Origin of the sequence: Rhodanobacter terrae, from assembly GCF_042657005.1 — a bacterium.
Lineage (GTDB): Bacteria > Pseudomonadota > Gammaproteobacteria > Xanthomonadales > Rhodanobacteraceae > Rhodanobacter > Rhodanobacter terrae.
This window is the reverse complement of the sequence record NZ_JBHSNG010000006.1, coordinates 207,640-228,260: the sequence shown is the minus strand read 5'-3', so window position 1 is coordinate 228,260 and position 20,621 is coordinate 207,640. Positions and strand designations below refer to the sequence as shown.

The 20,621-nt window shown below is 65.6% G+C and carries 13 protein-coding genes; 2 read left to right on the top strand and 11 right to left on the bottom strand.

Translation table 11 applies throughout. From position 1 onward, the window contains the following. Nucleotides 1–238: 238 nt before the first annotated feature. On the top strand, nucleotides 239–1,012 hold the full coding sequence (locus tag ACFPPB_RS08505) for a response regulator transcription factor (protein ID WP_377326296.1): 774 nt from the start codon (nucleotides 239–241) through the stop codon (nucleotides 1,010–1,012). A 24-nt stretch (nucleotides 1,013–1,036) separates the two neighbouring features. On the opposite strand, the gene ACFPPB_RS08500 is transcribed toward ACFPPB_RS08505, so the two are convergent. The 6 genes from ACFPPB_RS08500 to ACFPPB_RS08475 all read right to left on the bottom strand — a co-directional run bounded on the left by ACFPPB_RS08500 (nucleotide 1,037) and on the right by ACFPPB_RS08475 (nucleotide 14,700). After that, complete coding sequence (locus tag ACFPPB_RS08500) at nucleotides 1,037–4,468, bottom strand: hybrid sensor histidine kinase/response regulator (protein WP_377326294.1); 3,432 nt, start codon at nucleotides 4,466–4,468, stop codon at nucleotides 1,037–1,039. A 959-nt stretch (nucleotides 4,469–5,427) separates the two neighbouring features. Next, nucleotides 5,428–7,296, bottom strand: coding sequence for a glycoside hydrolase family 2 protein (locus ACFPPB_RS08495; RefSeq protein ID WP_377326292.1), 1,869 nt, complete (start codon nucleotides 7,294–7,296; stop codon nucleotides 5,428–5,430). 37 nt (nucleotides 7,297–7,333) lie between these two features. Beyond that, a complete protein-coding gene (locus ACFPPB_RS08490; RefSeq protein WP_377326290.1) occupies nucleotides 7,334–9,727 on the bottom strand; it encodes a GH92 family glycosyl hydrolase in 2,394 nt (797 codons plus the stop codon). Nucleotides 9,728–10,038: 311 nt separating this feature from the next. Beyond that, nucleotides 10,039–13,233 (bottom strand): TonB-dependent receptor, encoded by a 3,195-nt coding sequence (locus ACFPPB_RS08485; protein WP_377326288.1) that lies wholly within the window; start codon nucleotides 13,231–13,233, stop codon nucleotides 10,039–10,041. A gap of 836 nt (nucleotides 13,234–14,069) precedes the next feature. Further along, nucleotides 14,070–14,423 (bottom strand): UBP-type zinc finger domain-containing protein, encoded by a 354-nt coding sequence (locus tag ACFPPB_RS08480; RefSeq protein WP_377326286.1) that lies wholly within the window; start codon nucleotides 14,421–14,423, stop codon nucleotides 14,070–14,072. Beyond that, on the bottom strand, nucleotides 14,404–14,700 hold the full coding sequence (locus ACFPPB_RS08475) for a hypothetical protein (RefSeq protein ID WP_377326284.1): 297 nt from the start codon (nucleotides 14,698–14,700) through the stop codon (nucleotides 14,404–14,406). Before ACFPPB_RS08475 ends, ACFPPB_RS08480 begins: the two co-directional genes overlap by 20 nt. Nucleotides 14,701–14,942: 242 nt before the next feature. Here ACFPPB_RS08475 and ACFPPB_RS08470 point away from each other — a divergent pair, with 242 nt between their 5' ends. Then, complete coding sequence (locus ACFPPB_RS08470) at nucleotides 14,943–15,518, top strand: GNAT family N-acetyltransferase (protein WP_377326282.1); 576 nt, start codon at nucleotides 14,943–14,945, stop codon at nucleotides 15,516–15,518. Between the two features lie 94 nt (nucleotides 15,519–15,612). On the opposite strand, the gene hypE is transcribed toward ACFPPB_RS08470, so the two are convergent. The 5 genes from hypE to ACFPPB_RS08445 are packed head-to-tail and all read right to left on the bottom strand — an operon-like array spanning nucleotide 15,613 to nucleotide 20,616. Continuing rightward, entirely contained in the window at nucleotides 15,613–16,662 is a 1,050-nt protein-coding gene (gene hypE / locus ACFPPB_RS08465; RefSeq protein ID WP_377326280.1) for a hydrogenase expression/formation protein HypE, read from the bottom strand. Further along, nucleotides 16,659–17,780: a hydrogenase formation protein HypD gene (hypD, locus tag ACFPPB_RS08460; RefSeq protein WP_377326278.1), complete on the bottom strand. Its 1,122-nt coding sequence runs from the start codon at nucleotides 17,778–17,780 to the stop codon at nucleotides 16,659–16,661. Before hypD ends, hypE begins: the two co-directional genes overlap by 4 nt. Then, the gene (locus ACFPPB_RS08455) at nucleotides 17,777–18,016 is read right to left on the bottom strand and encodes a HypC/HybG/HupF family hydrogenase formation chaperone (protein ID WP_377326276.1); all 240 of its coding nucleotides are present in this window, start codon (nucleotides 18,014–18,016) and stop codon (nucleotides 17,777–17,779) included. The genes hypD and ACFPPB_RS08455 overlap by 4 nt, the downstream gene beginning before the upstream one ends. After that, entirely contained in the window at nucleotides 18,016–20,328 is a 2,313-nt protein-coding gene (hypF, locus tag ACFPPB_RS08450) for a carbamoyltransferase HypF (RefSeq protein WP_377326274.1), read from the bottom strand. Before hypF ends, ACFPPB_RS08455 begins: the two co-directional genes overlap by 1 nt. A 9-nt stretch (nucleotides 20,329–20,337) precedes the next feature. Beyond that, nucleotides 20,338–20,616, bottom strand: coding sequence for a hydrogenase/urease maturation nickel metallochaperone HypA (locus ACFPPB_RS08445; protein ID WP_377326272.1), 279 nt, complete (start codon nucleotides 20,614–20,616; stop codon nucleotides 20,338–20,340). Between the last annotated feature and the right edge of the window lie 5 nt (nucleotides 20,617–20,621).

The following is a 20,621-nucleotide window of genomic DNA, read 5'->3' as shown; positions in this document are numbered from 1 at the left end:
CGCAACCTGATCGTTTCATCCGCGCGCATGCGCGCGCGGCAAGTCAAGATTTTGATCTGTATGGCGGGACCATCACGCCCGAGCCACCCTGTACCGCCAGCCTACCTGCGCCAGCCGGCGCGGACTTTTGCCGGAGGGTACGTTGGCTTTGCTGGAGCGATCGGCGGCTGCATCTATAATCGAAATCCGCAGCGCCTGCCCCCGCGCCGGCGACCACGGGCATCCACATGGACATGGCATGACTCCGAAGCAACCGTTTGTTCTGGTCATCGACGACTACCCCGAAGACATCCGCGGCACCATTGAACTGCTGCGCGCCGAGGGTATGCGCATCAACCTCGCCACCGATGCCCGGCAGGGCTGCCAGCGCGCGCAGGCGCTGCAGCCGAATCTCATCCTGCTGGACGTGCGCATGCCGGGCGCGGATGGTTTCGCGGCCTGCCGCATCCTGAAGGCAGATCCGCAAACGCAGGACATCCCGGTGATCTTCCTGAGTTCGGCCAATGCCGACGCGGAGAGACTGGAAGGCCTGGTCAACGGCGGCGTCGACTACATACTCAAACCGTGCCTGCCCATGGAGGTACTGGCGCGCGTACGCATCCACCTGAAGCTGAGTTCACGCCGCGCCAGGGACGAGGCATCGCCAGAGCCGGAGACCCTGCTGTCGCCGGAAGAGGTGACCTTGCGCGCGGCCATGCGCTTCATCCAGGCGAACCTGGGCGACTTGCCCGAACTGGGCGAGATAGCGAGCAAGGCCGGTACGCACGGCAAGCGACTGTCGGCGATTTTCCGCGAGAACCTGGGCGTCACGGTGTTCCACTGGATCAGAGAAGAACGCCTGCGTCGCGGCCGCGAACTGTTGGCCGATTCACACCTGGGCATGCAGGACATCGCCGACCAGATCGGCTTTCGCGACGCAGGCAACTTCGCCACCGCCTTTCGCGAGCGCATGGGCGTGACGCCCACGGCGTATCGCCTGAGCATGCAAGCCAGGAGCGACGGCGACGATTGAGCTGGCACGCCCGCCATTCCGGCGTCAGGCTGTCTTCACGAGCTGGGCGGCGACCAGCAGCAACAGCTGCCGAACGCTGACGGGCTTGAGCAAGGCCGCGTCGAAGTCCAGTTCGGGCTCGTACGCGGCGGGACGCCGGGGCGGCGTGGCGGAACAAAGAATCACGGGAAGGTCCGCGTGGGTCCTGCGCAGTTCCTTCAGCAGCCCCCAGCCATCCATGCCGTCCATGTATTGATCGGTGATGACCATGGCAGGACGCTGTTCCTCCACGATCTTCAAGGCCTCACGGCCAGTTCCGGCGGGGAAGCTCGCGAAGCCGTAGCTGTCGAGCAGGTCGCAGAGCATGTCGCGGTTCTGCGCTTGATCGTCGACCACGACGATGGTTCGGCCGCCACCGTCGTGGCCCGCGTCCATCGAGGTGTCGTCGAGCGGGTTCAAGTCCGCCTCGGATTCGCTGGCCGTGTCGAGATCCACCGTAAAGGAGAATTCGCTGCCGCCGCTGTCCAGCCGGTGCGCCTGCAGTCGGGAGCGCATGCGACCCAACCAATGCGCCACGATGGACAAACCCAGTCCCTTGCCTTCACGGTGTTCGACGTTGCTGCCGCGGACGAACGGTTTCAGCAGCGATTCGAGCTTTTCTTCCTCGATGCCTATGCCGTTGTCGCGGATGGCGAAGCGCATTCGGACGTCCCTGTCGCCGCCCTGCCCCACGGCCACCTCGAACTCGACCAGGCCACCGTGGGTGAATTTGGCGGCGTTGCCGAGCAGGTTGAGCAGCACCTGCCGCAGGCGGCGGAAATCCGCCTTGACCAGCACCGGCAGCTTGTCGTCGAAGCGATGGGCGAACCGGTTTCCGCCGCGCTCCGCCATCAGCGCGGCCTGCGCAACGATCTCGGCAAGGAAGGCATGCAGGTAGCCCGCTGTCTCTTCCAGCCCGGTGCTGGCGTGTTCGTCCCGCGAGAATTCCAGCAGATCGTCGATGAGCCCGATCTGCTGCCAGATGCTCTGCTCGATGATGCGCGGATAATCGCGCTTGGCGTCGCCGGCACGCCACTGGTTCACGCATTCGATGATGTTGGCCAGCGGCGAGCGCAGGTCGTGGCTGATCCGCGCGAGCAAGTCGTTGCGCGCATGCAGCGCCAGCTTGAGCTGCGCGGTGCGCCGATCCACCGTTTGCTCGAGTTGCCGGTTCCTGGCGATCAGGGCGGTGTTGCGCCAACGCCACGCCAACGTCGCGCCCGCGCCAATCAGCAAGGGCAGCGCCAGCAACGACGCCCAGGGCGAACGCCACCATGGCGCCGTCAAGGCAAATGTCCATGTTGCCGTCGCCGACGTGCGCTCATGGTTCACGTCTATCGCCTGCACTTCGAAACGATAGGTGCCGGGGCCGGCCAATGGGTAGGCCACGCTGCGCTCGCCGGTCTCGTGCCAGCCCTTGTCGACGCCTTCCAGCCGGTAGCGATAGCGCACCGGGTCGGCCCTGCTGTTGCCGATCGTGGCCAGGTGCAAGGTGGCGACCTTGTGCTGATCGAAGGGCGCCGTGGAATCGGGGAAAAGATCCTTGCCGCCGTAGTCTGCCGCAACCACTTCGGCCTGCCAGACAGGCGAAACAAGCAGTCGTATGGGATGGAGCAGATGCGACAGGCCGGTTTTGGTGGCGATCCAGACGGAGCCGTCGTCGTCTGCGTGGAAAGCGAGGTTGCCCGCCTCGTCCAGCAGCAAGCCGTCGCGGGATGTGAGGCGCGACCAGTGGATGCCGTCGAAAACACCTACTCCCGTGGCATTGCCGGCCCACAGCCATCCGCGTTTGTCCGTTCCCAGGAAATCCAGCCGAGTGCCCGCCTGCAAGACATCGTTGGCCGGCTGCATGAGCAACTTGTCGGACATGCTGATCTGCGACACCAGCAATTGGGCATCGATGGTGCCGACCCACAGTCGCCCATCGGGCGTGATGGCAATGCGCTCGGGCGTAATTGGAACGCGCTGGCGACTGCCCGCGAGAGACATCAGGACGTTCTCCCACTGCCCGCTGTAACGGTAAAGGCCGGTATTGCAGGCCACCCAAATGCGGCCGGCATTGTCTTCGACGGCATCGGAACAGCTGGTCCCCGTCTGGAACTCGTCGGTGTGCTTCACCAGGGCGGTTTTCGGATCCAGCGAGTCGACGCCGCCTTGGGTGTAGATCCAGAACCTGCTCGTGCGGCTGACCAGCACGCCACGGATGTAGTTCTTGAGGACGGCCACCGTCGTCGGGCGGCTGGCTCCCGGCAGTTGCCGCGTGATCCGTCCGTCGAAATGGAAATTCCACCTGGAACCATCCGGCGAGGCGTGCTCGATGTGCGCCTCCTCGGGCGGCAGCGCGGTCAGGGGCCAGCGTTGATTGCTCGGGACGCCGGCGGTGGACGGTAGGCGGCTGTCGTCGGGAGTCCAAAGCGTGAGTGCATTGATGCGATCGAGCGTCGCGCGTCCCGGCTGGCTCGATCCGAGCCACAAACTCCAGCTTTCGATGGCCTTGCTCGCCACCCAATGCAGTACGCCCCAACCGGGGACGCCCATCCACAGGCTGCCGTCGCGGTCGGCCAGCACGGTCGAGACCGACTGGATGGGCTGGGGCATGATGCCTTGCCTGCTGTCGTAAACCTTCCAGCTGTCTCCTTCGAGACGCAGCAGGCCGGTCTTCGTGCCGACGACGATGTTGCCGCTGGCATCCTGCACCAGCAGTCCACTGGCTCCAGCGACCCACGCGGGTTCGCCGGGTAGGCGTTGCTCTACGAAACCCGGCGCGCCGACCGCCTGGCGCAGCAGTTTGTGCCGCCCTTGCACCCACAGGCTGCCGTCGCGCGCGGGCAGGATGTCTTGCCATGCATCCGCGGTTACGCCTTCGCGGATCCCGAAATGCTGGATTCGTGCCTGCTGGAGCCGGCACAGCTCATCGCCGCAGCCGAACCAGGTGGCATCCCCCTGCACGGCCACGCTGCCGATCCGGTCCAGCGACGGGTCTTGCCGGCGCTGCTGCAGCGAGAAGAGCGGCAGCGCCGTCCAGCGCTCATTGGCCTGCCTTGCCACGACCATCAGGCGATGGTGGCTGATCACCAGCAGATCGCCGTTGGCCTGCATCGCCAGCGTCTGGCCACGGTCGGCAAGCAGCGGACGCCCTGCGGGCGCGGCGGTGGCAAAGCTGCCCTGATGGCGCACCTGCATGCCGGCTTGTGTGGCGACCCAGAGATCGCCGGTACCATCCTCGACGATGCCGATAACCGCAGAAGGCTCGAATCCCTCCGCGCGGTCCATGCGCAGGAAGCCCACGCCATCGAACACGTACAAGCCCGTGTTCGTACCGGCCCATACCAGTCCACCGCGATCCTGATGAAGGACGCGAATGCCCTGCCGGTCGAGGCTGACGTCGCGTCCAAGGATGGCGATCGGCAAATCCACGGCCGTTGCCGCGCGCGCCATCAGCAATCCACACAGCAGAACGATCACCGATGCGATGGCGCGCCATTGCACAATCCTTTCAAACAAAGCGACGGGGCAGCGCATGGCTATAGCCGGATCTGCTCGAAATACGCGGTCTGCGCCTTCGCTGCTGACTCCCTTGTATTGGACAAGTGGCCTGCAGAGATTGAATCAATAGCCATGCATCGCGTGGGATCGAAGGAGTTCCACGGCCTTGGGTTACTCGTTGCAGCGATAGCCATAGGGTCGCCAGCGACGTGCCTCGCCATTGGCCAGGCTTCCTGGTGTTTGGAAACTGCAGCTGCTTCTGCACTATGGCTTCGCGACCACCACTGCTTCAGCCGCTCCTCAAACGTCATGGTTTTGCGATGCTCCCGCTGAAATTCCGGACGAAAGAGGCACCGCCGGAACGGACGTCTCTCTAAGAATGCTCTGATCTTGCCCGTCATCCCGAATCGCGAAGCGATCTTCGGGACCCAGTGCCTGTGTGTATCAACGTGTTACATAAAAGCCACTGGGTTCCCGCTTTCGCGGGAATGACAAAAACAGAGGCTAATCACGGCATCCTTAAGCATCAGTTCGGCGATGCGTTGAAAGTCGATCTCGCTTACTTTGCTCTAACGGTGGCGAAACAACAGTCTGCAATATGCCTTTGACAAAGGAAAGGCTTGGCATGAGTGGATGTGGACATCGACTTCTTTCGCGCGGGAGAAGCCGACCTTGCCGTCGAACCATCGAAGGCTGCGTGGGATTATCTTGTGCAGCCGAGGCGGGAGGTGGCGTGTCGTGCTTTTCAGGCCTGCAGGGGTCGTACCCCGGATAATCGACCCTGATCACCATGTCCGGCGTCCGCCCTTGGTCACGACATGAAGTCCCGGCATGACCGGAAGGACGTCGCCGTGTACGACGCGGGAGCTGTCGGATGACTCGCAACCTCATCGCCCCGCCACGCGCAGACCTCAGGGCTGTCCGCCTGCGCGTATCGTCGCCTCGTTGATCGCGCGCACCTTGGCCTCGTCCACCTTTTCGATCTTGCGGTCGTAGGTGAACAAGCCGTTGTGCTCGCCCTCGACGTCGGTGATCTGGGTGTAGACGCTTCCGGACATGCCCCTGGCCACGCCTTTGTCGCGCAGCACGGCGGTATTGGCGACATAGCCGGCGTTCAGCGCGGCGCGGTCCTTCACTGCGCCGTAGGGGTTGATCGGCGTGTTGGGCCAGACATGGCCGGGAATGCCCAGGGTCAGGCCGCCGTGTTCGCCGTCGATGGCGGCGCGCTCTGCATCCGGGCTGGGCAGGCCGGGGCCCTGGTAGTCATGCACGTCGTAGACGTCGCCGGCGTGCGGGTCGCCCTTGGTGTCGCAGCAGTTGGCGCCGCTGCGCGCGTCGACCAGGCGCGAAGGGTCGAGTTGCTTGATCTGCGCGGCCAGTTCGGCGGCGGCCGGAATGCTCCACTGGCCCCAACCCTCGTTGAACGGGATCCAGCCGATGATCGAGGTTTCGCCCTTGAGATGCTCGACGATGGACGAGACATCGGCGCGGAAGGCAGCCTTGTCGGCATCGCTGAGCTTGTCGTTGCGATCGGTCGGCAGCGCCGGCATGTCCTGCCATACCATCAGGCCGATGCGGTCGGCCCAGTAGTACCAGCGCGCCGGCTCCACCTTGATGTGCTTGCGGATGGTGTTGAAGCCCAGGTCCCTGGTCTTCTGTATGTCGAACTTGAGCGCCGCGTCGGTGGGCGCGGTGTAGATGCCGTCCGGCCAGTAGCCCTGGTCCAGCGTGGCCAGCAAGAAGGTCGGCTTGCCGTTCAGCACGATGCGATTGCGCCCGCCCACCTTCTCGACGGCGATGGTGCGCAGGCCGGCATAGCTGGTCGCCTCGTCGCGTTGATCGCCCTGTGTAAGCGTGGCCTTGAAGGTGTACAGGAAGGGATCTTGCGGGCTCCACAGGCGCGGATGCGCGATGGCCAGATGCAGCGGTTGGCCGGCCGGTCCACTCGCCTCGCCCACCGTCCTGCCATCCGCGTAGGCGATGACATGCAGCGTGGTGTCTTCGCGGCGGCCGTGCAGCCTTGAAGTGACGGTGAAGGCGTCCAGGCCGCGGGCCGGGATGAAGTTCAGTTGCGCCAGACTGGCGGCAGGCACCGGCTCCAGCCACACCGACTGCCAGATCCCCGAGGCCGCGGTATAGAAGATGCCTTCAGGTTTCAGGCGCTGCTTGCCGACCATCACGTTGGCGCCGTCCACCGGTGCATGCACGGCGACGATGATCTCCTGCGGGCCGTGCGGGCGAAGCGCCGGCGTGATGTCCGCGCTGAAGGACGTATAGCCGCCTGTATGGCGCGCGACTTGCGTACCGTTGACGTATACCGTGGCGTCGTGGTCCACCGCACCGAAATTCAGTCGCACGTGTTGGCCATGCGCGGTGAAGGCAGCCGGGACATTCACCAGCCGGCGGTAGAACATGAAGTCCGCATGCTTCTGCACGCCCGAGAGCACCGACTCGATCGGATACGGCACCAGCACCTGGCCCTTCAGCGTCTGGCCGAACGGCGGCGCGCCCTGCCCGTCGCCCGGCGCGTACTGCCACAGCCCGTTGAGGTTCATCCATTGCGGATGCTCCAGCGACGGACGCGCCAGCTGCGGGCGTGGATACTCGGGCAACGCGTTGCCGGGCGACACCTCAGCCGTCCACCGCGTCGCCAATGGCGCCACCTTGCCGTTCCAGACCGTTGCCTGATGCGGCGCCGCCATCGCCATCGAGGCGAAGCTCATCGCCGTCGCCATGCCCATCAAGATGCCGGCGCCACGTACCCTGCCGTTTCCCGTCATTCGCTTTTCCTCATCAGATGGTGCAATACCCCGGTAATCATGGCCGCTCCACCGACATCGATGGCGGCGCATCGCGCGGGTCCGCACCCCAGGCCTTGTTCGGCTCGGGTCCCATCGTGAGTACCAGCGTGGCGCCGCTGGCGATGTCGGCATGGCTGAACCATGGCTTGGTCCACGGTTTGCCGTCGAGCGTAGCGGACTGGATGTATATGTTCCGGGCCGAATTGTTGCGCGCGACGATCTCGAAGATCTTGCCGTTGCCCATGCGCAACCGGACCCGGTCGAAGATCGGACTGCCGATGACGTAGTCGGGGCTCGAAGGGTCGACCGGGTAGAAACCCATCGCGCTGAGCACATACCACGAAGAGGTCGAGCCCTGGTCGTCCATGCCGGGGAAGCCGTAGCCGCTGGCGTCGCTGCCGTACAACTCGGCGAGGATGCGGTGTATCAGCGCCTGCGTCTTCCACGGCTGGCCGCTCCACGCATAGAGATAGGCCGCCTGCTGGTCCGGCTGGTTGCCCTGCACGTACTGGCCGATCAGGCCGGTGCAGTCGCGGCAGATGCCCTTGGCCCGGTACGGCGTGGAGAAGAATGCATCGAGCTTGGCGTTGAACGCGGTGCGTCCGCCGAGCAGGCCGATCAAGCCTTGCACGTCGTGCGGCACCAGCCACAGCGTGGACCAGCCGGAGGCTTCCTTCATCATGAAGTTGTAGTACGGCTCGCCCGGATCGAACGGCGAGATCCACTTGCCGTCCGCGGTGCGCCCGCGCATGAAGCCCACCGACGGATCGAACACGTGGCGGTAGTTCGCGGCGCGGCGCAGGAACATCCTGGCGTCGTCCGTCTTGCCGAGCCGGCGCGCGATGTCGGCCAGCGCGTGATCGTCCCAGGCGTATTCGAGCGTGGTGGCGACGCCCGCCTTGCCGCCGGCGTAGGGCGGGCTGGGATTGCCCGGCGGCACGATGTCGGCGATCCAGCCGTTCTTCATGTATTCGGCCAGGTAACTGCGCGGCCCTTTCGGGTCGGTCGCGTTCTTGCGCAGATACTCGTAGGCGGCGGCGTAGTCGAACGGAATGCCGCGCTGCCACGCGCCGTCGTAGAGGAACACCGCATGGTCGCCGTGGAACGAGGTGTCCATGTAGCCGCGTTCGCGCGCCCGGTCCAGTTCGGAGCGCATGATGTCCTGCACAACATCCGGCTCCAGCAGCATCAGCAGCGTGACCTGGTTGCGGCCGGTATCCCAGAAAGGCACCGGCCCGTAGCGGTCGTGGGCGGCGACCTGGACGCGGCCGTCCGCGTCGGTGAAGCGGTCGCCCTTGCGCGCGATCAGTCGTGGACTGGCGAAGGAGTGGTACAGCGTCGAATAGAACAGCATGCGCTGCTTCGGCGTGCCGCCGGTGACTTCGACGCGGCTGAACACTTGCGCCCAGGCCTCGCGCGCTGCGCTGTGCAGGTGCTCGAAGTCCCAGTCCGGATCTTCTTCGCGCAAGCGCTGTTCGGCTTCTTCGGCACTGTGACCGTGGGCGATCTTCACCAGCACCTGCTCGCCGGCCTTCGTATCGAAGGTGACGTAGGCACCGGCATAGCTGCCGGACACGGTACGTCGGTTCTGTTGCACGTCCGCGTCGCCGATGCCGTAGCCCTCTTGATCGCGATTGGCGCGGAAGGTGCCGAAGCCGGCAAACGGCCGCGAGAACTCGGCGACGAACCAGGAGCCATCCGGGTCGCGCTGCGGGCGCCTGCCCGCGGTGACGCCGCGAATGGTGTGGTCATCGACCACTTCCACGTCGCCGCCCGGGCGCCGCAGGTTGACGATCACGTTCGAACGATGGCTCGCCGGGAAGGTGAAGCGCATCAGGCTGGTCCGCGCTGTCGCCGTCAGCTCGACCCTTGTGCGGAACGTGGCGAGGTCGACTGTGTAGTAGCCGGGCGATGCCTTCTCGCTCGCCTTGTCGTAGTAGGACTGCGCGTAGTCGGGCGGCACGGTCCAGTCGCCCACCACCGGCATGATCATCGGCGAGGCCTGTCCGCCATAGGTCGAGCCGCCGCCGGTGAAGCCGATCATGGTCGGATTGGGGTAGTAGTACGACATGCCGACGCCCGCGGGATAGCTGAGATCGACATTGAGGTTGACCGGCGTCGCCTCGGTCGAGCTTTGCGGCAGGCTCGCACCCGGCGACGTCATGCCCGAATACAGCGGCTCGCCCGGCGGCGGCGCGTTGCCGATCAGTACCTGCCGATCCAGTGGTGCGGTACCGACCAGCGGGTTGGCTTCGTCGACGGCCTGAATCGCGCGCTGCGGTGTGTTGCCGCCTTGAGCATGGACCGCGCCCATGGTTCCAAGCGCGAGGGCCGCCAACGCGAAGACCTGTGCAACGTGCTTGCGGATCGACGAAGCGCGGTGGCAAGAGAGTGCGGGAAATGGATGCATGGTCCGCTCCGGTGCGTGCAATGAATGAAGGCGCGTCATCTGGCACGCCGGCGGCGCTTTTCTCCTTTTTCCCGCCGAGGTACGCGGGGAACGCACATGGATGTGCACGGCCCTGAGGCGCGAGGAGAAGGCCGGGATGAGGGGGCGGGTGCTCGCGGGAACGCAGCGTCAGGAAACGCACTTCGACGAAGTTTTCCCGCGAGGCCAGCCCCTTCCCGACCCTCTGCCTCGCTCCTCAAAGCAGGGCCATCCATGGCCCTGCTCCGCGTCCCGGAGGAGAGAGGGGTCGAGGCTCGTCCCGCCCGTGATGCTCAATCGCCGGAACCGAACTTGTACGTCACGCCCATGTAGTACTGGCGTCCGGCATATTCGAGCTGGTTCAGCCGCGCCGTCGTGTCGCCACCCAGGTACGAGCGGGGCTTGGCGCGCGTCAGGTTGATGATCGACGCGGTCACCATCAGGTGCTTGTTGAACTCGTAGTCGCCGTTCAGATCGATCTGGTTGTAAGGCTCCGTATAGACCGGAAGGCCGGCGGCCAGCCCCTGCATGGTGCGGCCCGTCCAGTTGCTGGTGGCACGCAGCAGCAGGCCGTGCTTCTCGTAGAACAGCGACACGTTCGCCGCGTACTTGGCGCTGCCGATCAGTTCCGACTTGCCCACCTGGGTGTCGCCGAGCGAAACCGCGGTTTCGTTGGTCTTGTTGAGCGTGTAGTTGGCGATGTAGCCGAAGCCCCACTTGAAGGTGTGCTGCGTGTAGAGCTCCACGCCCTTGGAGGTGCCCGAGCGGCCGTTGGCGTTGGTGCTGTACTGCAGGAAGTTCTCCTGGGTGCCGCCGACGTCCACGTTGATGTTGTTGACGGTGACCGGCACGACGAAGTTCTTCACCTTCTTCTCGAACAGATCCAGGCCGACCACCGATTCGGGCGCGTAGTACCACTCGCCCGCCAGGTCGAACTGGGTGGCCGTGAACGGTTTCAGGCCGGCGTTGGCGCCGCTGCCGTACCAGCCCGGCGGGGGCGCGCCGAACTGCTTGCGGTCGTTGTAGTACGCCTGCGTGTTGTCGGTGAGGCTGCCCAGCTGCGCCAGGTCGGTGTAGTTGGCGCGGGCCATCGCCTGCGAACCGGCGGCACGCAGCACGAAGTTGTCCGCGATGGTCCACGCGACGTTGAAGCTGGGCAGCAGCTTGTTGTAGCGCTTGCTGGTGGATGCGTTGGAGAAGGTCTGCACCACCGACTGCTCGCGCGGCAGGTACTGGAAGTCGCCCGGCGCGCACGGGCCGCCGCCGGCATTCACGCCGCTGGCCGGGCAGATCAGGATGTTGCCGTTCGCGTCGTGGTAGTACACCGCGTTGTTGGTGGTGATCTCGTCGGCGACGGTGAGGTCCTGCTGCGTGCTGACGAAGCGCAGGCCCACGTTGCCCCGCAGCGAGCCCGTATCGAAGTTCGCCTGCACGTACGCGGCCGAGATCTTTTCCTGGATGGAGGATTTGTTTTCGGGATGGTTGTAGAGCACCCGGTCGTAGGTCGAGTTGAGGTGGTTGTAGTAGGCAGGGAAGTTGATCGCCGGGAAGACGTTGTCGTTGTAGGCCTCGGTGTGGCCGTCGAGCATGGCCGGCTCGAGGAAGCCCGCCGGCAGCTGGCCGGCATTCGGATCGCAGGACTGGAACTGCAGCGTGGTGCCCTTGCAGTACCAGCGCAGTTCGTTGCCTTGCTGCTCGGCGTGGTTGTCGCGGAACTTCGCGCCGAACTGCAGCGATTGCAGCCAGCCGTTGTCGAAGGCCCAGGTGAAGTCCGCCTGGGCGAAATTCTGCGAGGTATCGGTGTTGACCATGTTGGAGCCGGTCGAGCCCAGGTCCACCTGGCCCCGGCCGGCCAGCATGTTCTGCAGCACCTCTGGCGTGGCCGTGATGGTCGGCGTGCCGTTCAGCGTCCACGCTGCGCCGTTGCTGCCGTCCACCCACTGGCCATTGACGAAGTTGCGCGGCTTGGCGGCCATGCCCAGCTCCACCGACGGACCGCCCGTCGCCCACGTGCGGCCGATGTTGAACGATCCGCTGAGGTTGCCGCCGTTATCCCACTCGCCTTCGAGGTTGAGGGTTTGCGAGGTGGCCTTCTCGACGGAGTAGTTGCCGTTGAGCCACGGTATCTCGGTGGAGCAGACGTCCACCGGCTGCCGTTGCGCGCCGGTGCTGGGGTTCGTCGTCGAGTTGCAGCCCTGGCCCGCGGGCGGCAGCACGTAGTTCGCACCGGTGACGACGGTACCCGACGGATCGAAGGTCAGGCCATTGGGCGCGAGCAACCGGCCTTGCTGGTCGTCATAATTGTTGTTGCTGGGCAGGCCCCATTCGGGAACCTCGAGGGTATTGGTGATCTGGGTCTGCTGCCGCTGGAAGCGGAAGTAGTTGCCCGTCAGCAGGAAATGGTCGCTGGGCTTGAGCTGCATGGTGGCCTGGACACCCTTGGTCTTCAGGTCCAGTTGGTTGCGGCTGGTGGAGAACTGCTGCGGCATCCAGTAGCCCGAATACTGTCTGCCGGCCTGGTCGACCTCGCCGTTGCCCCACAGGTCGATGTTGGAGGCCACGGCGGGGTCGTACTGATTGCCATGCACATCCGTGGGCGGCTGGGTGCACGTTGCGTGGTCGGCGCAGTTGTCGGCCCACCAGTGCCAGCTCGACGCGTTGGCCGTGTAATCGATATCCCGGCGCTTCTGGTACGTGCCCGCGAGCAGCACGCCGAAGGTCTCGTCCTTGTTCTTCCACGACCACAGCGCCGAGACCTGGGGCGTAATCTTGCCGCTGTTGTCGGAACCCGCACCGTTGACGGACACGAAACCGTCGTTCGCCTTCATCTCCAGCGGGCGGCGCGTGCGCAGGTCCACGTTGCCGCCGATGCCGCCTTCGTCCAGGCGCGCCTCCAGGCTCTTGTAGAGCTTGATGTCAGAGAACATGTTGGCCGGCATCATCGAGTAGTTGAACGAGCGCGTCAGGCCGGCCGAGGTATCGGCCGAGGCCACGTAGTTGCCGTTCAATTCGGTCAGCGTCAGCTCGGGCGCGAGGCCGCGGATGCTGACCGTCTTGCCCTCGCCGGATTCGCGGGTGATGACCACGCCGGGCACGTGCGCCAGCGCATCGGCGATGTTCTTGGCGGGGAACTGCGCGATGTTCTGCGCGTTGATGACCTCGACGATGGCATTGGAATTGCGCTTGTCCTGGAGGTTCTGGTCGATCGACTGGCGAAAACTCGTGACGACGACCGTTTGGAGCGTAGTGGGATGGGTGGCGTCCCCGGTTTTCTGTTTATCGGCTTTCTTGTCCTTGTCGTCCTCCTTCGCCTTTGCACTATCGGATGCCGATGCCGGCGCCGGGGTCGTCGTCGAGGTTGCAGCGGGCGCCGATGTCTGTGCAAAAGCGACCGCGGGTATTCCCAGGCAGCCGCCAAATGACAGGATCGCCGAGGCAAGCGCCGCGTACAGCGGCTTGCGCGTAAACACGTGAGGCAGATAAGTCATTTTTCTTGATTCCCATACATGGTGTGCGCCGTGCGGAAGCCGGCGCGGTGACCCCCCGTTTGATCACTGCTGCGATACGCGATTTATGGCGGAAGGCGTCCTCCCTTCGATCGATTTAGATCGATCTAAATTTTCGACAGCCAAACGGGCCCTCGGCTCGTCATCGGTGGAAGTTTTAAAGCCCCTGTTGCGCTGCTGCGAAAGCCCAGGTCTGGCCTCGCCAAAGCGGCACGTCGGCGCGTGCCCCGGCGCAGCCGGAGCCGGATAAATGGGCAAGGCCGGAGCCACGAACGCGCACGCTGTAGTGATGGCGGCCGTCCAGCCCCATGCCATGACTCGTGCGGGAAACACGGCGGCGGCCATCCCAACTGCCGGCGACAGCCCCCTCGAATGCGGGCACGCGCGCTGCGCCTGGGCTTGGGCTCGTCATCACGGGAATTCGGACGGTTTCTGGTTTCATGCGGTGCTTCCCATTCCTCGCAACCGGTTTGGCGGAAAGCAGCGACATCCCGGGCGGCGCTTGACGCGCATCCCATGGCCCTCCCACCTCACTCCAAATCATTCAGATCCTTCGCAGCGGTGACGGACCTGACTTGCTCTTGATTTGGATCGATCTAAAACCCTGGTGCCATTAATACGCTGAAGACGCAAGGTGTCACGCTGCGGCGCAAAAAACAGATTGCGATCGATGGGTATCGCGACGGCCGGATCGTCAAAAAGCGGACAGTGTCCGCCATGGGTCATGGCTGTGTGAAAACGCCGGATCAGCATGTCCGGCACATATCGCGAATTGGAGAATGGAGGGGTACGTATTCGAGGTGTTCGTACGTAGACCTTCAGTCATGCAATAGATCCATCCAGTTCGAAGGAACAGCGCCTGCGGGGCCGGGAACAGACTGATGGCGAGGATGTGACGACGGAGGCGCCAGTTCGGGGCCGTCGAAGAAGGCGTTCTGGCGATAATCGTAGAACCACGCTTCGTCAGGCTCGTAGCTCGCTATGAACGGGTGACCCGTCTCATGAAAATGTTTCGTCGCATGCTGTCTCGGCGACGCATCACAACATCCAATATGACCGCACTGAGCGCATCGTCTCAGGTGCAGCCACCAGCCACCTTCTTTCAAGCATTCGACGCATCCGCGGCCGCTGGGAGGCACGGATGCGTCGATTTCAAGAGAGATTCGCGTCATACCCTGCTCCTGCGATCGCTGCGGAAACCACATCCAAAGATAGTCGATGGGTGACGACCATCGGCGCCTCACCCCCCCCGTCGGGATTCAGGAATTTGTGCACGGCGTGGATCACCACCGACCCTTCGCCCACACCCGAGGCCACACGTTTGACCGATCCGCGGCGCACATCCCCGACCGCAAAGATGCCGGGCCTGCTGGTGGCAAATGGTACGGAGGTAGGCATGCCCTCGCTGTCGACGCCCGACTGGTCAAAATTCCCGATCTGGCCACCCATCGTCGGACACGAAATCAAAACGAAGACAAGTGGATCACAGCCGCGCGACGATCAGGGCCGGGACAGGGAGCCACGGCTTTCGCTCATCTCGATCCGCCGCTGCCGTTTGATTCCGGCCGATCGGGCTTGCGAGCGTCGACCGTCGAAACCGGTACAAGCGCAAGAATCGGATGGCGCAAACGCCCTGGGCCATCCAGTGTATAAACACGCGGGCACCCCGCTCCCCACTGAAGCCATTCTCGATGTTGGATCTGCAGCCGACCTTAGCCGGGACAAATCTTGTATTGCGGCCCATGACGGCGGAGGACCATGGCGCGTTGTTCGCGATCGCATCGGACCCTTTGTTGTGGGCCCAACATCCGGATCCGTCCCGCAGCACACTTGAAGGATTCGATCAGTTTTTCCATGCCGCCCTCCAGTCAAAGGGCTGCCTGGTCGCCATCGACAGCGATCGAAAGGCCGTGATCGGATGCACGCGGTATCACAGCTATGTGCCGGGTCTGAGGGTCATCATTGGATATACATTCCTGTCCAGATCTTATTGGGGCGGCGCGACGAACGGCGAGATGAAGCGACTGATGCTGCAGCACGCCTTCACGGACGTATCGGAAGTCCTTTTCCTTGTCGCCGAGGGCAATGCCCGATCGCGGCGAGCCGTCGAAAAGCTGGGCGCCGAGCTGGCCGGTGCCGAGGACACGCCGCGATTCGGGCAGATACACCTCGCGTATCGTCTGACACCCCAGGCGCAGGCGCAGGCGATCGACCGGACGCATTTGACAACCCGGCCAGGCACGGACATCGGTTCAGTCGCAGCCTGAGGTTGCGTCGTTACCGGCAGGAAACGACGCGGTCCGCCGGGTACGCTCGCGGAAAAGTGACCGTCCACGCCTCACCTGGCGAAGCTGGCGGAAGCTAGCAGATGCGCGGCAACTGCTCCCCGGTCAGCATGTCCAGGACACGCGTGCCGCCGATGGTGCCCAGGCGGACCGCCGCGGCGCCGTTTGCCGCTTCCACGTTGCCGATCGCCACCGCCGACTCGCCGCAGCGACGCAGGATGGCGACGGTACGTTCGGCGTCGGCGGCCGGTACCAGCGCGACGAAGCGCCCCTCGTTGGCGACGTAGAGCGGATCGAGTCCGAGAATCTCGCAGGCTCCACGCACCGGTTCCGCCACGACGATGGCCGCTTCGTCCAACTGGATGCCCACGTTGCCGGTCTCGGCAATCTCGATCAGCGCCGTGGCGAGGCCGCCACGGGTAAGGTCGCGCAGGCAATGCAGCTCGACGCCGGCCTCGATCAACCGGCGCACCGGCATGGCCAGCGGCGCGCAGTCGCTGTGGATCGGCGCCTCGAAGCCGAGCCCCTCGCGCGCGGCCATGATGGCGATGCCGTGGCGACCGATGTCGCCGCTGAGGATCACCGCATCGCCCGGCCGGACCCGTCCCGGTGCAATCGGTAACGCCGCGAGCAGACGCCCGACGCCCGAGGTGTTGATGTACAACCCGTCGCCCTTGCCGTGTTCGACGACCTTGGTGTCACCGGTGACCAACCTCACGCCCGCCGCCTTGGCCGCCTGCCGCATGGAGTCGACCACGCGGCGCAGGTCCGCGATGGCGAAGCCCTCCTCGAGCACCAACCCGACGCTGAGATAAAGCGGCTCGGCGCCGCACATCGCCAGGTCGTTCACTGTGCCGTTGACGGCCAGCGTACCGATGTCGCCGCCGGGAAAGAACAGCGGGCGCACTACATAGGAATCGGTACTGAAGGCCAGCCGGGTGCCGTCGATCTCGAACACGGCACCGTCATGGGTGAGATCTTCCGGGGCTTCGGCGAAGGCCGGGCGAAACAACCGCTCGATCAAGCGATGGGTTAGCAGTCCGCCGCCACCGTGGGCCAGTTCGATGGTGTCGCCGGTTGCCGCCGGGATCGGACATTGCGGGGCGATGGGCGAGGTGCCGCTCATGGCGTTCTCCCGGTGGCGGCCAGCGCGGCGGCGCGCGGCCGGCGATAGCGGTAATACGCCGCGCAGGCGCCTTCGGACGACACCATCGTCGCCCCCAGCGGATGTTCCGGCGTGCAGCGCGTGCCGAAGGCGGGGCAGTCCGCAGGTTTCTTCACGCCGCGCAGGATCTCGCCGCTGATGCACTCGTCGTGGCGCTCGGGCGGCACGGCGACGTCGGCGAATCGAAGCAGTGCGTCGTAACCCGCATAGGCCGGCGCGAGGCCGAGACCGCTGGCCGGAATTTCGCCGAGACCGCGCCAACGCTGCGGTTGCACGGCGAACACACGCGTCAGGACTTCCTGTGCCGTACGGTTGCCGTCGCGCTGCACCGACCGGCTGTACTGGTTTTCCACCTCGGCGCGGCCCTCCTCCAACTGCCGTATGCACAGATAGAGGCCTTGCAGCAGGTCCAGCGGTTCAAAACCCGTCACCACGATGGGGATGCCGTAGCGGCGTGCGATCGGCTCGTACTCCCGGTAACCCATCACGGTGCAAACATGGCCGGCGGCCAGGAAACCCTGCACGCCGTTGTCAGGCGCGCCGAGCAAGGCCTCGATCGCCGGCGGCACCAGCACATGCGAGACCAGCAGCGAGAAATTCCGCAGCCCTTCGCGTTCGGCCTGCAGCACGGCCATGGCGGTAGCCGGCGCGGTGGTCTCGAAACCGATGGCGAAGAACACGACTTCGCAGGCGGGATGCGCACGGGCGATCGCCAGCGCATCGAGCGGCGAGTAGACCATGCGCACGTCGGCGCCGCGGGCCTTGGCCGCCAGCAGACTGCCGCCGTCGCCGGGCACCCGCAGCATGTCGCCGAACGAGCAGAAGATCACGTCGGACCGGCTGGCGATGGCTATCGCCGCGTCGATGATGCCGGCCGGGGTCACGCACACCGGGCAGCCCGGCCCGTGCAGCAAGGCGATCCCGTCGGGAAGCATGCGGTCGATGCCATGCCGCACGATCGCATGGGTCTGTCCGCCGCAGATCTCCATGATGGTCCACGGCCGCGTGGCGATGCGGGCGATGGCCTCGGCGCAGCGGCGGGCGGCCGCCGGGTCGCGGAATTCGTCGACGTATTTCATGGCAGTTCCTCCGGCTCGATTTCGGCCAGGTAGGCGAGCGTGCGCAGCGCCTCGGCTTCGTCGAGCACGGTGATGGCAAAGCCGGCATGCACCAGCACGTAGTCGCCGGGTTCGGCCTCCGGCACGTAGGCGAGGCTGGCCTGCTTGACCACACCGGCGAACGAGACCCGGCCCAGCCGGGTCAGCGCGTCGCCGTCATCGATGCTCAGCAGCTGTCCGGGAACGGCAAGGCACATCAGTCTCTCTCCTCGGTCGGAAAGCCGGCGGCGAACGCGATCTGGCCCGCCGCGAGGCCGCCGTCGTTGGGCGGAATGCGGTGATGCCAGTACGGTATCAGGCTGGCGTCGCGCAGCCGCTGCACCGACCGCTCGGTGAGCCGGGCGTTCTGGAAACAGCCGCCGGTCAGCAGGACGCGGGGCTGGCCGACACGCATCGCCATGGCGACGATGGCGCCGGCAAGCGCTTCGTGAAATGCCGCCGCGAGCGCCTCGGCCGGCACGCCCGCGCGGTGGGCCTCGACGATCGCTGCGAGCATCGGCCGCCAGTCGACCAGGCATGCATCGCCCGCTTCGGAAACAGTGGGCGTGGGCAGCGACACGGCGCTTTCGGCGCGGGTCGCGGCGAACTCGACGGCCATCGCGGCCTCGCCCTCGAAGCTGGCCTTCTGGCACAGGCCGAGAATCGATGCCACCGCATCGAACAGGCGGCCGGCGCTGGAGGTCGCGGGCGCGTTCACGCCGCGCGCCAGCATGCGGGCCAGCACCGGCCGTTCGGCCGGCGCAAGCGAGGCGACGGGAGCCAGCGCGTCCATCGACAGCGCGGCCTCTCCGAAAACCGCATGCAGCGCGCCCAGCGCCGCGCGGCGCGGCTCGCGCATCGCCACCTCGCCGCCCGGCAGGCGGAACGGCCACAGCTGGGCGACGCGCCGGTAGCCTGCTTCGTCCACCACGATGAACTCCCCGCCCCACAGCGTGCCGTCGTCGCCGTAGCCGTTGCCGTCCCAGGCCACGCCCAGCACGGGACCATCGAGGCCGTTGTCCAGCATGCCGGCCAGCACGTGGGCCAGATGATGCGGCACGCGCCGCACCGGCAGCCCGAAGCCTTCGGCCAGGCGCGTGCTGTAGTAATCGGGATGGCGGTCGCAGGCCACGGCCTGCGGTTGCACGCGGTAGAGCTGGAGCAAGTCCTCGACGCTGCTTGCATAGGCGGCGCGTGTTTCGGCGTCGCCGAGATCGCCCACATGCGGGCCGAGCACGATCCGCCCGTTGACGCCCAGCGCCACCGTGTTCTTCTGGTGCCCGCCCAGCGCCAGCAGCGGCGCGGAAATCGCAGGTGCATCGAGCGACAGCGGCGCGTAACCGCGGGCGCGGCGCAGCACGGTTTCCTGCCCGGCGATGAGCCGCACCACGGAGTCGTCCACCCGATGAAGAATCGGCCTGTCGTGCACCAGGAAGCTGTCGGCGAGACCGTCCAGCCGCGCCAGCGCCTGCGCTTCGTCGATCACGATGGGCTCTTCGCCACGATTGCCGCTGGTGGCCACCAGCGGAAAGCCCAGCTCATGCATCAGCAGATGATGCAGCGGCGTGTACGGCAGCATGATTCCGAGCAGCGGATTCGCCGGCGCCACGCCAGGGGCGATCGATGTCGGCGCCGGGCTCGCGCGCAACAACACGATCGGCGCGGCGCCGGAGACCAACCGTTGCTCCTCCCCGTGGCCGATCTGCGCGATGGCACGCGCCTCGCCTAGCGAGGGCACCATCAGCGCGAAGGGCTTGCCCGGCCGGGCCTTGCGCTCGCGCAGCCGGCGCACCGCCGCTTCGTTGCGCGCATCGACGAGCAACTGGAAACCGCCCAGTCCCTTCAGCGCCACGATGTCGCCACGGCGCAGTGCATCGGCCACCTGGAGCAGGGCCTGATGCGCCGTCGCCACCACTTCGCCCTGCCGGTTCCACAGTGCGAGCTGCGGGCCGCAGTCCGGGCAGGCGTTGGTTTCGGCGTGGAAGCGGCGCGATGCCGGATCCTCGTACTCGTCGCGGCAGCGCGTGCACATGGCGAAGCGTCGCATCGTGGTGCGGTGGCGGTCGTAGGGAACCGCCTCGATGATGCTGTAGCGTGGACCACAGTGCATGCAGGTAGTGAACGGATAACGGTAGCGACGGTCCGCCGGATCGAGGAGTTCGGCCAGGCAGGCCGCACAGGTCGCCAGATCGGGCATGACCAGCGCCGAACATTCGCCGTCGCTCGCGCTCGCCACGATGGCGAATGCGCGTTCTTCGCGCACGGAAAGCCGGTGCAACTGCCGGGCATGAATGGCGGCGGGCGGTGCGATTTCCGCGTCGAGGCGATCGAGAAAGCGTTCGATCGCCTGCGCCGGTCCTTCGATCTCCAGCGACACGCCTGCACCGGTGTTGCGCACGAAGCCGCCCAGCCCTTCGCTGGTCGCCAGTCGATGGACGAACGGACGAAACCCGACGCCTTGCACGGCGCCGCTCACGTCCAGCCGCAACCGCTGCCGATCTTCTGCCATCGAGGACGTCGGCGCGCTCATGCGCTCACCTCATCCGTCCTCGTCCGGCACGGCGAAATCGGCGCTCTGCAGCACGACATACTGGGCTTGCGGATCCAACGGATCCTCCGACGCCACGATGCGCAACTCCGCTCTCTCCGCCAGCGTGCCGAGCGCTTCGTCGTCGAAGTGCTCGCGAAAATGCGCCGGCGAAAACTGGCTCAGCGCGCCGAGCCAGACCACGACGCCGGAAACGTGCTCGGCGCCGGCTTCCTGCGCAGCCTGCTCCAGCCGGCGGACCAGGTCACGGACGATACCTGTTTCATGCATGGGAC

Coding starts and splice junctions, on each gene's coding strand:
- ACFPPB_RS08505 (WP_377326296.1), top strand. CDS start 239: ATGACTCCGAAGCAACCGTTTGTTCTGGTCATCGACGACTACCCCGAA.
- ACFPPB_RS08500 (WP_377326294.1), bottom strand. CDS start 4,468: ATGGCGCGCGCGGCAACGGCCGTGGATTTGCCGATCGCCATCCTTGGA.
- ACFPPB_RS08495 (WP_377326292.1), bottom strand. CDS start 7,296: ATGACGGGAAACGGCAGGGTACGTGGCGCCGGCATCTTGATGGGCATG.
- ACFPPB_RS08490 (WP_377326290.1), bottom strand. CDS start 9,727: ATGCATCCATTTCCCGCACTCTCTTGCCACCGCGCTTCGTCGATCCGC.
- ACFPPB_RS08485 (WP_377326288.1), bottom strand. CDS start 13,233: ATGACTTATCTGCCTCACGTGTTTACGCGCAAGCCGCTGTACGCGGCG.
- ACFPPB_RS08480 (WP_377326286.1), bottom strand. CDS start 14,423: ATGACGCGAATCTCTCTTGAAATCGACGCATCCGTGCCTCCCAGCGGC.
- ACFPPB_RS08475 (WP_377326284.1), bottom strand. CDS start 14,700: ATGGGTGGCCAGATCGGGAATTTTGACCAGTCGGGCGTCGACAGCGAG.
- ACFPPB_RS08470 (WP_377326282.1), top strand. CDS start 14,943: ATGTTGGATCTGCAGCCGACCTTAGCCGGGACAAATCTTGTATTGCGG.
- hypE (WP_377326280.1), bottom strand. CDS start 16,662: ATGAGCGGCACCTCGCCCATCGCCCCGCAATGTCCGATCCCGGCGGCA.
- hypD (WP_377326278.1), bottom strand. CDS start 17,780: ATGAAATACGTCGACGAATTCCGCGACCCGGCGGCCGCCCGCCGCTGC.
- ACFPPB_RS08455 (WP_377326276.1), bottom strand. CDS start 18,016: ATGTGCCTTGCCGTTCCCGGACAGCTGCTGAGCATCGATGACGGCGAC.
- hypF (WP_377326274.1), bottom strand. CDS start 20,328: ATGAGCGCGCCGACGTCCTCGATGGCAGAAGATCGGCAGCGGTTGCGG.
- ACFPPB_RS08445 (WP_377326272.1), bottom strand. CDS start 20,616: ATGCATGAAACAGGTATCGTCCGTGACCTGGTCCGCCGGCTGGAGCAG.